The following is a 15,306-nucleotide window of genomic DNA, read 5'->3' on the forward strand; positions in this document are numbered from 1 at the left end:
ACACCTACAAAAATGGCGGACCAATTTATCTTTAGGTTGAAAAAATCTTCAGCATTTTTTAACCCTAAAAATACAAATCATGGCCAGTGTAAGCAGTTATCTTAACTTCTCCCGCAACACGGAAGAAGCATTCAATTTTTACAAGGTAGTATTCGGCGGCGAGTTTTGCGGCAACGGAATTATGAGATTTGGTGATATACCACCGGGGCCCGGGAATCCGCCCATTCCCGAGGATGATAAAAATCTCGTAATGCATGTGGAACTGAGAATACTTGACAGCCATAGCCTGATGGGAACTGATGCACCGGAATCAATGGGTTTTAAGCTGAATTTTGGAAACAATGTTTATATCAATCTTCAGCCTGATACCCGTGTTGAGACAAAACGCCTGTTTAATCAATTATCTGCCGGCGGAAAGGTTGATATGGAGCTGGCGGACATGTTCTGGGGCGACTATTTTGGCAGCTGTACAGACAAGTTTGGTGTACAGTGGATGTTTAATTGCAACGAACCTAAGTCTTAGAGTATTCTAAATCACATGGATCAGATATAATTGCGGGATTTGATTAGAACGGTGCAGATATATACTTATATATATTTGGGACTAATTGAAACATAAAGCCTAGATTGGGACAAACGTCTTCCAAGACAACACCCTCAATGAATAAAAGCGGGCCCATAATAGTGATCGAAGATGATATTGACGATAAGGATATTCTCATCGAAATATTCAATAAGCTGCAATTCAAGAACGAAGTTATCTTTTTTTCCGAAGGGGAAAAGGCCCTGGACTTTCTGATTCATACAGAGATTGAGCCATTTCTGATATTGTCGGACATTAACATGCCCAAACTGACAGGAATCGAATTAAGAGAAAAGATTCATACCAATGAGGATTTAAGAATCAAATGTATACCTTATCTGTTTTTTAGTACAAGTGCCGAACAGCAGCATGTTGTAGATGCTTATTCCAAATCTGTGCAGGGATTTTTTGTGAAGCCAGATAGTTTTGAAAAGCTCACACGTACAATTCGGATAATTGTCGAATATTGGCAGGAATGCGAGTCTCCAAATTATATCAAATAGAGGTGAGTGAAACTTTCGCTGTATCATTCATGCACTCCATGATTGGATGAAGAGTTGGTGGATATGATAAGGACCCCGGTGGTTCCCTATTATCACGATTCATATCCAAAGGAAGCGAGTTTACTCAATATAAAACAAGAGTCATGAATATACTCGAAAAAGCCTTTTTTGCACCCCAGCTTTACATTCGAAGCGGAGTAAAAAGTATAGACTTTTATATTGAAGCTTTTGGTGCGGTCGAACTCAGGCGTTTTTCCAATGATGATGGAACTATTCATGTTGCAGAACTCGAAATAAACGGCGCGATCTTCCAGCTGCATGAGGAAACAGCCCGGAACCGGATGTTGAGCCCCGAAAACCTCAATGCAACAACCGTAAAGATTGGCTTGTTCGTTACGGATGTTGACCGGGTTGTAAACCAGGCGATCAAGGCTGGTGCTCTGGAAATTACACCCGCACAGGATTATGACTATGGGTACCGCCAGGCCGAGTTACGGGATCCATTTGGCCACTGCTGGATGATAGAAATGAAAATATAAAACCCTGATCATGGATGCAACTGAACTCAAAAATCTACAGGCTCCTTTAAAAGAGAAATATAGATCAGCTCCCGAATCTGCTATCATCACGCTGACAGCAACGGGAAAAATTGGAGAAGGTATTTCCTGTAATATTCAAACAAGCCGCGCAATCATTGAAGCCGGGCTCCATCCCGCTACAGGAGGTACAGGTATGTTGGCCTGTTCGGGAGACCTGTTACTTGAAGCCCTTGTAGCCTGTGCCGGCGTTACAATGCGTGCAGTGTCGACTGCGATAGGTATTGATATTAAAGGGGGCACAATAAAAGCTGAAGGTGACCTGGACTTCCGGGGAACTTTGGGAGTATCAAAAGAAGCACCGGTAGGCTTCAGGGCAATAAGACTAATTTTTAACCTTGAGTCGGATGCTACTTCAGAACAAATTGAAAGCCTTAAGAAATTAACTGAACGATATTGTGTGGTGTACCAGACATTAATGAATGGAGTGAACGTGGAAACTCAATATAAACGTGGAAACTCAATATAGAGGACTAAGGTAGAAACGGTTCTGCCTATCTTAACTTGTTATTCCTTGCACTCTTAAATCCTTCTCATCATCAGAAATTCCACATGATCATGTGATTGCAGGTACACGTCCCCGGTAGTAGATTGCAATATCTTTTAACCAACATCATGACAGGTTGATGAAACTTTTATTATTTCTTTCTGCAACGAAAGACCTAGTAAAAAAGTCAACCCGATATCAGCGGTTTGTTAATAGGTATGAATGGTATTGCAATGAAACAATCAATAAACACGAAGATAAGTAATAGACAAGGCCGACTGGTTCAGATAAATTATGTGACTTTATTGTTGTTATTTATTGCGTTGTTTGCCACTACATTCAATACAGCATGCCGAAAGGATAACCGAATTGAAAGACAAGTTTCGGATACAGCACTCCAATTGATCAATTCAGGTTATTATTGGGATCAAACATCGCAGGTGTATCATGCGTGTTACTGGCTGGACGGAAAATTCCATGAACTACCGGAGCCTGGTGGTAAAGGTGCATATGCTTATGGAATAGATGCTAAAGACCGGAACATTTATATAGCCGGCTCTTATGAATCAGAAGACGGATCGAGGCTTTTTCCCGCCTATTGGAAAAACGGTAGGAAGGTAGACCTTCCTTATACTACATTCGGGCCTTTTGAAAAATGTGGAGCAAAGGACCTTGTTATCTGGGATGGAAAAATTTACATATCCGGGGCGGTTGATTTGCGTCCTGTACTTTGGATCGTAACAGAAGGTGGCCATATAACCCAACGTTTTATCGATAACACTGAAGGCGTCCGATCTGCATCGAACATTCTCCTGCACAATAACAAGTTGTTTATCGGAGGTGACAAAGCTAATCGTGACGGCAATGGTTATCACTTCGAGGTCGGTTATTGGACCATCGATGCAAATGGTGAATCTACATGGCACCGGACAGAAACCAACCTTAAATACGCGACCGCCTTTAGTATTGCCATTAGTTCGGATAAGATTTTTATAGCAGGTGAAAGAAATGTATTAAATGGCCGGGGGACTGATTCTTATATGAATTTATGGAACGGTTCAGGTAAACTCGATCTGCAGCCAATAGACGAAATGGCAGCCTATCGATTAAATGAAATTGTACCAATGGGGAATGGCAATATGTTATTGAATGCCTATGACTTTAAAACTCACCGCCCCCTGATATTTAAAATCAATGAAAACGGCCAGGTGCTTGAATTGTTGAGGCCGGAAATACCTCAAGGGGTAAGGGGCTATTGTACTGATGTTGCTTACAAAAACGGCAAGCTTGCTTACGGCGGGTTTTATTCATCAGGGAGTACTAATCATCTCTGGGTCAAAGCCGACAACCGAAACTTTGAGCTGGAAACACCTAATGGCGCGCAAGCTACAGCCAATCGGTCCAAATGGATCTTGAAATAATACAGTAAATAACATTTAAAACAACACGGACGGTTATATATGGACGGGGGCTTCTGAAAAGACGCCCCTTTTTTATTTCACATCGATCCTCTCAGTGCCAACTGACCTTCGCCTGAAGTATTCAGGCAAGTTATCAAGCAAACTATCAACGAGGTAATAAACCATTTGAGTTATGTATAGCCTGGTTATTATAACCTGAGTAGCCCTAGCTTACTCATTGTGCTAACAGGTTTATTGAACCAGAACAATTCAAAATCCCCAAGCTCCTTCGATTCAAAGCTTTCCCTTAATTCCAGCATAGTATAGATCCTGGCATTGTTGATGGAGAGCTGAGCTAAGATTTCGCTTAACCACTCACCCTGTTCCTTTGGCAGCTGAAGGCTATGGCTTTGTTTACGAGTATCAAAATACAGCGTCATCATCTCACGCTGATTACCTTTTTTTGATTGAATAAAAGATTCAGTACGGGTGAGTCTGCCCAGCCAGAGAACCTTTGCATTCGGCCGGAAAGTGGTGCTATCATCATCTGATAATGCGTTTACAATAAAGTCAGGTGCTACGCTGGTTTTGGGCGCTTTAAAATCAAACCATTTGTGAACGGGATCATCAAGGCGGATCCCATGCATGAAGTTGAATAACGATTTCTTCAGACCAAAACTGAATAGTTCATGATCCGCCCCCGACGGGTCAAGATGCATGATATCATTGTTGGCAAAGCTACCAATCTCCAAAGATTCTTTGCTGACCTTGTATTTCTCAGGCTCCATTCCAACAGGGCTGTGTGCAGTCATTGTAAATTGGTGCCAGAAAGCGGATTGCAGGATCCCCGCTTTGAACAGCTGCCTGACCATCTCGAGCGAATCAATGGTTTCCTGGGCGGACTGTGTTGGAAAACCATACATGAGATAGGCATGTACCATTATGCCAGCCTCAGTAAAATGTTTGGTAACACGTGCAACCTGCGCTACTGTGATGCCTTTCTGGATCAGTTCCAGCAAACGATCCGAAGCTACTTCCAGTCCGCCCGAAACCGCTATACATCCGGATGCCTTCAACAACAAACAAAGATCACGGGTGAAACTTTTTTCGAAACGTACATTGGTCCACCAGCTTACAATAAGCTTGCGCCGGATTATTTCAATGGCCAGGGCGCGCATCAATGCAGGCGGAGCAGCTTCATCAACAAAATGAAAGCCGTTTTCCCCGGTTTGTGCAATCATCGTTTCCATGCGATCACAAAGCATTTTTGCGGCGATGGGCTCGTATAACTTTATATAGTCAAGTGAAATATCGCAGAAAGTACATTTGCCCCAGTAGCAACCATGCGCCATCGTCAGCTTATTCCAGCGGCCATCGCTCCATAAACGATGCATGGGGTTTACCACCTCAATCGCTGAAATATATTTATCCAGGAAAAAATCACTGTAGTCGGGAGTGCCAACTTCAGATTGTTTGTAATCGGAGCAAGCTGGATTGTTTATATATTCAACCTTTCCATCAATTAAGAGAAATGTTCTTTTCAGTTCATTCACGGGCTTAAGGCCCTGTATATAAGCAATAAGGTTTTCGACCGGGGCTTCACCATCGTCAAGCGTGATGAAGTCGATGAATTCAAATACCCTGGCGTCACCCAATGATCGCAGCTCGGTATTAGGAAACCCTCCACCCATCGCGATCCGGATATTTGGGTGATTCTGTTTGATCCATTGCCCGCAACGTAATGCGGAATATAAATTACCCGGGAACGGTACCGAGATTGCAACGAGTTCGGGCATAACTTCGGCTATATGTTGCTGTAAGATGCCCGTCATGATCTCGTCGACAAATGTTGGGGCGCTGTGCAGAGACTTATAAAGCGCGTCAAAGCTATTCGCGGATCTTCCAAGCTTCTCGGCATAACGGCTGAAACCAAAATGATCATCCAGGCACTCTTTGATCAGATCTGACAGATCTTCCAGGTACATCGTGGCAAGATGTTTTGCCTTGTCCTGTATGCCCATCGAACCAAAGGCCCAGTCGAGATCATCAAGTTGCGAAAAACGTGAAGCCTCAGGTAGAAAATCTCTTTTTGAGATAAGGTGAGCCAGGGTTGGATTTTTTCCCTGGAGAAAAAGTATTACCGGATCGATGGTTTGAATATATTCCGCCTGCAGCCCGATGATGCGTTCAGCATTGTCAGAAAATTTCTGGTTCAGGGCCTTTATTTTTTTGAAAATATCCCCGAGTCCCATACGGCAAAAAATTGCCAGGGTCACCTCAATTCCCAGGTCTGACTGTCTTGATGAGATGTCTTTTGTATTCAGAAAACCCTTCAGGTAGGCAGTAGCCGGGTAAGGGGTATTCAATTGTGTGAAAGGGGGAGTAACCAGGTAGACAGTCGCACTCAAATCAGGCTGTTTAAGCCGCAAAATTATCTATAATCCTGCAAAGTATTTGATAAAGAAACGATTCGCAAGTCCACTAAAGCTTCTCAACTGCCGCTTTGAGCGCCGAAACCGATTTCTTCTCGTTCCCGATAAATATCTGCTTGCCAAGGATGGTCACGGGTCGCTTGAGAAAAGTATAGTGCTCCAGGATGAGATCGCGATAGTCGTTTTCAGTAAGTTTTTTGTCTTTTAGTCCCCGCTCTTTATACAGTATCGCCCGGCGGCTGAAAAGCGCCTCGTAGCTGCCGGCCATTTTTTTCATCTGGTCGAGCTGGGCCGGGCTAATGCCTTCAGGTTTAATGTCCTGCATAGTCACCTTTGTATCTCCAATCCCCGTTTCTTCGATGATTGCCTGGCAGGTAGTGCAATTGCCCAGGTGGTACATTTTATACATAATCTGCAAAATAACGGCGATTCTATGTAATATTTTATCTTGCAGTGATACTTATAGTTAGAACATCATTTTCAATCTTCTGCAGAAACAGGTAAACCAGGACGAATTTGTGGCTTTGGTAAATCAGCACAGGCCAATGCTATTTAAGGTTTGTAACCTGTATTGCAGGCAGGAGCACGAACGCCAGGACCTGTTCCAGGAAATCGTTATCCAGCTTTGGCGTGCTTATCCCGGCTTCCGGGGGGACTCTAAGTTCAGCACATGGATGTACCGGATTGCACTTAACACGGCCATTTCAGATCTGCGTAAGAAGAAACACCACATTATCACCACCGAACCTGAAGGGTTACCGGACGGCATTGATGATATACAAAACTACCAGGAGAAAGAAGAGAAATTGAAACAGCTCTATGCTGCAATCAGTCAGCTGACTGAGATTGAGAAGGCCATAGTAATGTTATACCTGGAAGACAGGAGTTACGATGAAATGGAAGACATTTTGGGTATCAATCAAAATAACCTCAGGGTTAAAATGAACCGTATCAAAGACAAATTAAGAAAACTCACAAAAGCCGTAGAATATGGATCTTGATCAACTAAAAGATATCTGGCAGGAACTGGATCAGCCGGTCGGTGAGCATCAGGGCAAACAGCAGATCCTCGCGCTTCTGAAGAAAAGGTCACAGGGCCCTATTGCCAAAATGAAAAGGAACCTGCAGTGGGAACTGATACTCGTGATAGTCAGTTACACGGCCGTAATCACACATTATTTCACTGCATTTGATAAGGACCTGCAATCAGTTGCCTGGTTCCTCCTGGTTATCGGAGTTATGTTCCTTGGTTATTACTATAAAAAAAACAAGCTCCTGAACGAAATGCAACACGTTTCAGGTAAGGTGAAAGTTCACCTGCAAAGGCAGGTTAATACGCTGGAGAAATTTGTCAGGTTCTACCTGTTTGCAGGTGCAGCACTTGTTCCCGCCTGTCTTGCTTTTTTTGGCTGGATATTCTATAACCAATTACCTGAATATTCGACTAACAGCATTTTTTTCACTTCACCCTCAAACCCTGCATGGAAGGCAATTACAGCCTGGCTTTTATTAACTTTGGGTTTAACTGTACTGGTATATTTTGCAAACAAATGGCTGTTGGACAAATTATATGGCAACCATATCCGCAAACTGCGCCAGATCGTAGCCGAGATGTCTGAAGAATAGGCGTTCGGTCAACATTTACTTTATGAGGGAAACTTCACCCAGGGATCTTGTTGTGGTAAAACTGCATTGGCTGAAACGCGGCCTCCAGCTTCTTGAAAATGATACACTGGTTGGCAAAATAGAATACACCAGCCGATTCAAGATGGATGCGGTAGCCACTGTCCTGGATCAACGGTGGAAGATAACCCAGTCCGGATTCTGGAAAACATCTCTCGAGTTCCGGGGCCAGGAATCACCATTCACTAAAATAAAAATTCAACCCACCTTTGGTGGCAAACTCGATTGGAAAGGTTCCGACGGCAAAACCTATACATTCCGTAAAATAAAATGGTGGAAGAATACCTGGGCCTGGTATGATCAAAGTGATAAAATGTTAATTGAGCTTCGTCCCGATTACTCATTTACCAAAAAGCAGGCTTTCATCAGTATCAAGGATAACAATCTGCCTGACTATCGCCTCATGATACTCATTGGTATATTCATTTTTCAGATACAAAAAAGCCGGGCAGCAGCTGCAGCAACATAAATAATGCTGCGAAGGCTCGCCTCACTCCCGCATTTTTAAACCAGCAAAAGAGTAAGCGTTAATAATTGAATGCCTTGATTGCAGCACTCGTATTTTTTGTACATTGGGTTTCTAAATACTGATTGCTATGTCTACAAGAAGAGATTTTCTAAAACAGTCATCATTACTGTCTGCAGCGTTTTTCCTCCCGAATGATGATTTTTTTCAATCGAAAAAGAATATTGGGTTACAGCTATATACTTTGAGGGGCACGATAATGAAGGATCCCAAAGGTGTTCTTGCAGCGGTAGCGAAACTTGGCTACAAGCAGGTAGAAACCTTTGGCTACAACAAAGGAAAATGGTTTGGATTAAGCCCTGCTGAATTGAAAGCAGTACTTAAAGAGAACGGGCTGACATCACCAAGCGGGCATACATTTGGTGGCGGTACATTCCTCAAGGATGGCTGGGAAGAAAACTGGAAACCGGCAGTAGCCGATTCTAAGGCACTAGGACAGGAATACATCGTAGTGCCCTATCTCGAAGATCCATACAGGAGCATAGACAATTATAAAAAAATCGCGGCAGCGTTAAACAAGGCCGGAGAAATAGCAAAAGCAGGTGGAAGTAAATTAGCTTATCACAACCACGATTTCGAGTTTGCAGAAAAAGACGGGCAAAAGGGTATTGATATACTCCTGAAAGAAACAGATCCTAAGCTGGTGCAATTTGAACTTGATATTTATTGGGCAGTTAAGGCAGGCTTTGATCCGATTACCCTTTTCAATGCAAGCCCCGGTCGCTATGCGATGTGGCACGTTAAGGATATCGACAAAACGGAAAGGAAGTTTTTCACAGAAGTAGGAAACGGAAGCATTAACTGGAAGCCAATCTTTGCAGCGGCCAAGAAAAGCGGAATGAAATATTTCTTCGTTGAACAGGATGTAACTCCCGGCGATCCTATGGAAAGCATTTCAAAAAGTATAAATTATTTGAAAACAAGTGTCCTCTAAGAGGGGCATTTTAAAGCTATATAACAATGCCAAACCGACGGAACTTCCTGCAAAATTCGGCTACTTTACTGGCCGGTGGATCGTTGATCTCAGCTTTTGATAACGAGGCTTTTGCCTACTTTAAAAATCGTGTAATGCCCGCCGACCAGGTTAACATTGGCGCCATCGGTATCAATGGTATGGGCTGGTCAAACGTAAAATCAGCTTTGAAAATTCCCGGTGTAAACATCGTTGCACTTTGTGATGTTGATAAGAACGTAGTGGATAAGCGATTTGCCGAGCTTGGCACAATGGGGAAGGATACTTCAAAAGTAAAACTTTACAAAGACTACCGCGAACTTCTGGACAATAAGGATGTTGATGCTGTTATTATCGGAACACCGGATCACTGGCATGCTCTCATGATGGTTCATGCCGTTGAAGCCGGAAAAGATGTTTATGTTGAGAAGCCGGTTGGGAATTCCATTGAAGAATGCAGGCTGATGGTAGCCGCCCAGGTCAAATACAATAAGATCGTTCAGGCCGGACAATGGCAAAGAAGCCAGAAACATTTCAGGGATGCGGTTGATTACATCAGGACAGGCAAACTTGGAAATATCCGTACTGTAAAAGTATGGTGTTACCAGGGTTGGATGAAGCCGGGACCAGTTGTTCCTGACTCAGCTCCTCCTACTGGAGTTGACTATGATATGTGGCTCGGACCAGCAAAAAAGCGTCCCTTCAATTCAAGCCGTTTTCACTTCAATTTCCGCTGGTTCTGGGATTATGCAGGTGGTCTTATGACCGACTGGGGCGTACACCTGATGGACTATGCCATCTTTGGAATGGATGCACCGGTGCCGAAAACAGTCTCAGCCCTCGGTGGACCATTCGCTTATCCTGAACTTTACCAGGAAACACCAGACACTATGGGAGCACTTTATGAGTTTCCAAAATTTAACCTGATCTGGGATCACGCGATGGGAATCGACAATGGCCTGTTCAGGAAAGATCACGGTATCGCATTTATCGGAAATAATGGAACACTTGAGCTTGACCGTGGTGGATGGGAAGTGATGGAAGAAAAGAATAGTAAGAACAAAGCTTTTGTTGAACGTGTTAAGCCTTCAGACAATGGCCTGGATGAGCACTGGAAAAATTTTATTGGTGCGGTCAAATCAAGAAAACAGGAAGATCTCAACTGCCCTATCGCAACTGGTTCACATATCGCTACAGTCTGTCAGCTCGGCAACATTGCATTCAGGAGCCAACAGAAATTAACCTGGGATAGTGCGAAAGGGAAATTTACTGATGAGAAAATCAATAAAGACTACCTATACGCCAAATACCAGAATGGCTATAAGCTGCCTAAAGTTTAATACTATCTGACAACAAGGTTATATTCGGATTTAAACATCAAAAAAGCCGGTATCAAGCCGGCTTTTTTGATTTAGTGTACTTCGTAGCGGTAACTGCCCCTGATGTCTACAGCGTTTTTATCTTAATATTTTTATACCATACTTTGTTGCCATGATCCTGCAGGCCAATACGACCTGTTTTAAAGGTTCCGAAGTCGCTCCATTTTTTGAATTTACTATTGGCGACCATTTTCTTCCAGTTCTCATCCCAAAGCGTTGTTGTCATTACTTTTGTTCCATTGAGAAAATATTCAAGTTTGCCATCTCTTGAAATGATCTCCACATGATTCCATTGAAGTGAAGGTTTGACGGTTTCCGGTGAACTGGTTACAAGGTCATACAAATCGCCGGCGCGGTGTTTGATGATTTTTGCGTCTGGATGCTTTTCATTATCCAGCACCTGCATCTCAAGACCCGTATGATATGATCTTACATATTTTTTGTCCTCTTTTACATATTGCAGTATACCGCTGTTACCAGCGGTATCGACTTTCCAATCGAGCTTAAGGTGAAAGTTGCCATATTCATCCGTCGTCACCATATCACCTCCACCTGTAGTCTGACCATCATTTGTTTCTTTTGGATCAAGATGAATAGTTCCATCTACTATTTTCCAGGCACTTCCATCTGCGGCATTATTATAGATATGAAAGCCGTTTTTTGTCTTACCATCAAATAATAGTTTGAAACCTTCGGAGGTCTCGGCTGCCGTAAGACTGTTATCCGTTGTGTCAGTGTCTGAAACAGGCATGGCTTCCGTTTTATCTGCAGAAGTACTTGTGCTATCAGCTGATGCTGCAGACTCTTTTTCTGATTCAGGAGAATTACAAGCCGTAAATATGAGGGCGATGGCAAAGGCAATAAATTTCATATGCATGATATTATGATTAGAAATTGAAACTTTGGGCAAGGGAGTCAAACAGTAATAAGTGAGTGTCTAAGTTAATAGAAAAAGCGCCATCAAAATCAAAAGCTCCCTTAGCAGGATACTATTGAACTGATGGCGCCTGTAGATAGTTAATTATTAATCAGAGTTGCCTGATCTTGATATTTCTGAACCAGACTTTGTTTCCATGATCCTGAAGATCAAAACGGCCTTTTCGGAAAGTCCCAAAATCATTTAAGGTTTTGAACTTGCTTCTGCTAATCATATCCCTCCAGTTTTCGTCCCACATTGTTGTTGAGACTACAGTGGCACCATTTACTTTCAACTCAAGTTTTGAATTGTTTGAAATGATCTCGATGGTGCTCCATTCAGTGGCAGGTAATGATGCTTCCGGCTTAGCAGAGATCATATCGTACAGGTCACCCGAACGGTGCTTGATATTCTTTGCATCAGGATGAGAGGTGTTGTCGATCATTTGCATCTCCGGACCCGTGTAGTAAGCATATTTATATTTTGGGTCTTCCTGGGCAAGGAACATGATACCACTGTTTCCACCCGCTTCCAGCTTCCAGTCAAGTTTCAAATGAAAATTTTCAAACTCACCATCACTTACTATATCGCCGGCCCCTGTTTTTACAGAGGGATCAAAATGAAGCGTTCCATCAACAACTTTCCAGGCAGAACCATCAGATTTTTTGTTATAAACGTGCCAGCCTGTTTTTGTTTTGCCATCAAATAACAACTTCCAGCCTGCAGATTTTTCGGCTTTTGTCAGCGTATTGGGAGCTGCACCTGAGCCAGCAGTTTCATTTCCAGATTTTTTTGATGAACTGCATGAGGCGAGTACCACGAGCGCCACGCCATAAAATAACTTATACATTATGTGATTTTATTTGTTTTTAAGGGATAGAATATATCTAACCATTTCTTTAGCGTCTTCAGGAGAGATGCCCGGGTGAGGAGTCATGCCTACGGGTCCCCATACACCACTGCCGCCTTCAATTATCTTTTTGGAAAGCAACTCGATATTTGCATCGGTTGGTTCATATTTAGCCGCCACTTCTTTGTAAGAAGGACCGGTTAATTTTTCATTTATCTTATGACAGGTCAGGCAATCTGAACCACCAATCAATTCAACTGCTTTGGCATATTTGGTTTCATCGTTAACTGCAGGAGTGGCCGCAGTTTCAGGTGCTTTTTCTTCTGTCTTTTTTTCCTCACCGGAGTTACAGGCAAAAATTACCAGGGCAATACCAAGCGTTACAAAAATCTTTTTCATGAAATGTTATTTAAAAATGATTGTTATCTGGTTCTGAACAACCGTTCAGTTTTCTTTTTATACTATCCAAAATTAAACCACTAAGTTACTTCAAACCCAATACAGCCCGGTTATATTTTTCGTCGCTACCGGTACCGGCAAAATCATCAAAAGCTTTTTCCGTAACGCGGATGATATGATCTTTGATAAACTGAGCACCCTCTTTCGCGCCATCCTCCGGATGTTTAATACAACATTCCCATTCCAAAACCGCCCAGCCGGCGAAATCATATGCAGCCAGCTTGCTGAATATCGATTTGAAATTTACCTGGCCGTCACCAAGTGACCGGAACCGGCCTGCACGATTGATCCAGCTTTGATATCCACCATAAACACCTTGCTTACCCGTTGGATTGAACTCGGCATCCTTCACATGAAACATGCGGATCTTTTCGTGATAATGATCGATGAATGACAAATAATCCAGGCACTGTAAAACATAGTGGCTGGGATCATAAAGTATACAGGCCCTTTTATGATTATTGGTGTGTTCAAGGAACATCTCGAAAGTAATACCGTCATGTATATCTTCCCCCGGATGGATTTCGTAACAAAGGTCAACCCCGTTGGCATCAAATTCATTTAAAATGGGGATCCACCGTTTGCCGAGTTCGCCAAAGCCTGTCTCTACGAGGCCCGCCGGACGCTGTGGCCAGGGATAAACTGTAGGCCATAACAGTGCTCCGCTAAAAGTAGCGTGTGCATTCAAACCCAGGTTCTGTGAAGCCTTTGCAGCATACATCAATTGCTGCACTGCCCATTCCTGCCTTGCTTTCGGATTATTACGGACCGACTCCGGCGCAAATCCATCAAACTGGGCATCAAATGCAGGATGTACAGCGACGAGCTGCCCCTGCAAATGGGTTGACAATTCGGTAATCTCCAGACCGGCAGCATTAACTGTTCCTTTCAGTTCATCAGCATAGGTTTTGCTTTCAGCCGCTTTTTTCAGATCTATCATTCTCGGATCCCAGGTCGGGATCTGAACACCTTTAAATCCGAGGCTTCCCGCCCATTTACAAATTGACTCGAGGGAATTAAATGGCGCCGCGTCTCCTGCAAACTGTGCTAAGAAGAGCCCAGGTCCTTTTAATGTCTTCATATAAAATGTATTCTTTATTAAGCTTAATTAATACTTCTGACGCATCAGCGATGATAAGTTACGCCTTTAAGGCTGCACCTTTCGGGTGAGCATCACAGTTATTCCTCGAATTTCGTCCACTTTTGTGTGCTCTCAGTACTGGCGACCACCGTATTGATGAAGCCCATACCGCGGATTCCATCCTCTACACGTGGGAAATCCAGCATCTCCGGCGTTGGTTCAGTTCCATCCATCTTTGCTCCAAGGGTTAAAGCAAAATTGCGGTAGATATTTCCAAATGCTTCAAGGTATCCCTCGGGATGTCCTCCTGGTGTCCGGCTGTTCCAGGTTGCAGCCTTAGATAAACGATCTGTATAACCGGATCCTGCTCTCAGTATCTGTGCAGGGGCATCCAGCCATTTTACGAGGAGGGTATTGGGTTCATGCTGCGCCCATTCAATGCCACCCTTTTCCCCATAAACCCTGATTTTCAGGGCATTTTCTTCGCCGGCAGCAACCTGTGAGGCCATTAATACACCTGCGGCGCCATTGTCGAATTTCAACAATACATTGCCATCGTCATCAAGGGCCCGGCCCTCTACCATAATATTAAGGTCAGCACAAAGATGAGTAATCTTCAAACCTGTAACATACTCTGCAAGCTGCCATGAATGCGTACCGATATCACCCATAGCGCCGCTCTTGCCTGATTTTTTCGGGTCAGTTCTCCAGGCGGCCTGGGCGTTCCCTTCCCTTTCAGATAATTTGCTGAGCCAACCCTGGGGATACTCCACCCACACCTTCCGTATCTTACCTAATGCCCCATCCTTTATCATTGCCCTTGCCTGTTTCACCATTGGATACCCGGAATAAGTATGGGTGAGACAAAGTATCAGACCAGTTTCATCAACTTTCTGTTTTAACTGCTTTGCTTCTTCTATTGTTAGTGTGATCGGCTTTTCTATTACTACATTGAAACCGTTTTCGAGTGCCATCATCGCGGGGGCGAAGTGCGCAAAGTTTGGCGTAACGATCGTTACGAAATCCATTCTTTTGTCGGCCGGTAATGCTTTTTCCTTATTGATCATCTCATCGAACGTGAGGTAGGTTCTGTCTTCCGGCAGAAACAATTCCTTACCCGACTGTCTTGCAATTTCCGGGTTGATGCTTAAGGCACCACATGCAAGTTCAATGAGACCATCCATATTAGCAGCAATTCTGTGAATAGATCCAATGAAGGCATCTTTGCCTCCACCGACCATTCCCATTCGTAGTTTTCTGTTCATGAAAAAAGTATTAGAAAAGTTTAAAAGAAATGAGTTTTAAAAATAAAAAAATTACATTTACGACAATGATTTCATTTTAAGGTTTCTGTTGTATGTTACAAGGCATATTTAAAAATCTTCATCATAACCGGGTAAAGTTAAGGTGCTTGGATTGAAACTTTCAAATAATCAGATCAGACGATTACAGTATTAAA

Annotated in this window: 17 protein-coding genes; 10 read left to right on the forward strand and 7 right to left on the reverse strand. The window is 43.2% G+C overall.

Features of this window, described 5'->3' with window-relative positions; translation table 11 throughout:
• Positions 1-79 precede the first annotated feature (79 nt).
• From ACX0G7_RS02710 to ACX0G7_RS02730, 5 genes are all read left to right on the forward strand, one after another.
• Complete coding sequence (locus tag ACX0G7_RS02710) at positions 80-523, forward strand: VOC family protein (RefSeq protein WP_458921877.1); 444 nt, start codon at positions 80-82, stop codon at positions 521-523.
• Between the two features lie 137 nt (positions 524-660).
• Positions 661-1,086: a response regulator gene (locus tag ACX0G7_RS02715; RefSeq protein ID WP_458921878.1), complete on the forward strand. Its 426-nt coding sequence runs from the start codon at positions 661-663 to the stop codon at positions 1,084-1,086.
• 143 nt (positions 1,087-1,229) lie between these two features.
• The gene (locus ACX0G7_RS02720) at positions 1,230-1,625 is read left to right on the forward strand and encodes a VOC family protein (RefSeq protein ID WP_458921879.1); all 396 of its coding nucleotides are present in this window, start codon (positions 1,230-1,232) and stop codon (positions 1,623-1,625) included.
• 10 nt (positions 1,626-1,635) lie between these two features.
• On the forward strand, positions 1,636-2,151 hold the full coding sequence (locus ACX0G7_RS02725) for an OsmC family protein (protein ID WP_458921880.1): 516 nt from the start codon (positions 1,636-1,638) through the stop codon (positions 2,149-2,151).
• Positions 2,152-2,402: 251 nt separating this feature from the next.
• Positions 2,403-3,590 (forward strand): hypothetical protein, encoded by a 1,188-nt coding sequence (locus ACX0G7_RS02730; RefSeq protein ID WP_458921881.1) that lies wholly within the window; start codon positions 2,403-2,405, stop codon positions 3,588-3,590.
• A 188-nt stretch (positions 3,591-3,778) separates the two neighbouring features.
• Here the strand turns inward: ACX0G7_RS02730 and ACX0G7_RS02735 are convergent, their stop codons facing one another.
• Together ACX0G7_RS02735 and ACX0G7_RS02740 are read right to left on the reverse strand one after the other, a co-directional pair.
• Positions 3,779-5,977, reverse strand: coding sequence for a B12-binding domain-containing radical SAM protein (locus ACX0G7_RS02735; protein WP_458921882.1), 2,199 nt, complete (start codon positions 5,975-5,977; stop codon positions 3,779-3,781).
• A 73-nt stretch (positions 5,978-6,050) separates the two neighbouring features.
• Positions 6,051-6,410 carry an arsenate reductase family protein gene (locus tag ACX0G7_RS02740; protein WP_458921883.1) on the reverse strand — a complete coding sequence of 120 codons (360 nt, stop codon included), beginning with the start codon at positions 6,408-6,410 and terminating at the stop codon, positions 6,051-6,053.
• 109 nt (positions 6,411-6,519) lie between these two features.
• On the opposite strand from ACX0G7_RS02740, the gene ACX0G7_RS02745 reads away from it, so the two are divergent.
• The 5 genes from ACX0G7_RS02745 to ACX0G7_RS02765 all read left to right on the forward strand — a co-directional run bounded on the left by ACX0G7_RS02745 (position 6,520) and on the right by ACX0G7_RS02765 (position 10,502).
• A complete protein-coding gene (locus tag ACX0G7_RS02745) occupies positions 6,520-7,002 on the forward strand; it encodes an RNA polymerase sigma factor (protein WP_458921884.1) in 483 nt (160 codons plus the stop codon).
• Positions 6,992-7,627, forward strand: a complete 636-nt coding sequence (locus ACX0G7_RS02750; RefSeq protein WP_458921885.1) for a hypothetical protein — start codon at positions 6,992-6,994, stop codon at positions 7,625-7,627. The genes ACX0G7_RS02745 and ACX0G7_RS02750 overlap by 11 nt, the downstream gene beginning before the upstream one ends.
• 22 nt (positions 7,628-7,649) lie before the next feature.
• Positions 7,650-8,153 (forward strand): hypothetical protein, encoded by a 504-nt coding sequence (locus tag ACX0G7_RS02755; protein WP_458921886.1) that lies wholly within the window; start codon positions 7,650-7,652, stop codon positions 8,151-8,153.
• 127 nt (positions 8,154-8,280) lie between these two features.
• A complete protein-coding gene (locus tag ACX0G7_RS02760) occupies positions 8,281-9,144 on the forward strand; it encodes a sugar phosphate isomerase/epimerase family protein (RefSeq protein ID WP_458921887.1) in 864 nt (287 codons plus the stop codon).
• Between the two features lie 26 nt (positions 9,145-9,170).
• Positions 9,171-10,502 carry a Gfo/Idh/MocA family protein gene (locus tag ACX0G7_RS02765; protein ID WP_458921888.1) on the forward strand — a complete coding sequence of 444 codons (1,332 nt, stop codon included), beginning with the start codon at positions 9,171-9,173 and terminating at the stop codon, positions 10,500-10,502.
• Positions 10,503-10,608: 106 nt separating this feature from the next.
• Here ACX0G7_RS02765 and ACX0G7_RS02770 read toward each other — a convergent pair whose 3' ends face one another.
• The 5 genes from ACX0G7_RS02770 to ACX0G7_RS02790 form a co-directional block, all read right to left on the reverse strand.
• Entirely contained in the window at positions 10,609-11,412 is an 804-nt protein-coding gene (locus ACX0G7_RS02770; protein WP_458921889.1) for a 3-keto-disaccharide hydrolase, read from the reverse strand.
• A gap of 157 nt (positions 11,413-11,569) precedes the next feature.
• On the reverse strand, positions 11,570-12,307 hold the full coding sequence (locus ACX0G7_RS02775) for a 3-keto-disaccharide hydrolase (protein ID WP_458921890.1): 738 nt from the start codon (positions 12,305-12,307) through the stop codon (positions 11,570-11,572).
• 9 nt (positions 12,308-12,316) lie between these two features.
• Positions 12,317-12,706 carry a c-type cytochrome gene (locus ACX0G7_RS02780; protein WP_458921891.1) on the reverse strand — a complete coding sequence of 130 codons (390 nt, stop codon included), beginning with the start codon at positions 12,704-12,706 and terminating at the stop codon, positions 12,317-12,319.
• 85 nt (positions 12,707-12,791) lie between these two features.
• A complete protein-coding gene (locus ACX0G7_RS02785) occupies positions 12,792-13,847 on the reverse strand; it encodes a sugar phosphate isomerase/epimerase family protein (protein ID WP_458921892.1) in 1,056 nt (351 codons plus the stop codon).
• Positions 13,848-13,945: 98 nt separating this feature from the next.
• The gene (locus ACX0G7_RS02790; RefSeq protein WP_458921893.1) at positions 13,946-15,112 is read right to left on the reverse strand and encodes a Gfo/Idh/MocA family protein; all 1,167 of its coding nucleotides are present in this window, start codon (positions 15,110-15,112) and stop codon (positions 13,946-13,948) included.
• Positions 15,113-15,306: the final 194 nt, after the last annotated feature.

Source organism: Flavitalea antarctica (genome assembly GCF_054461535.1).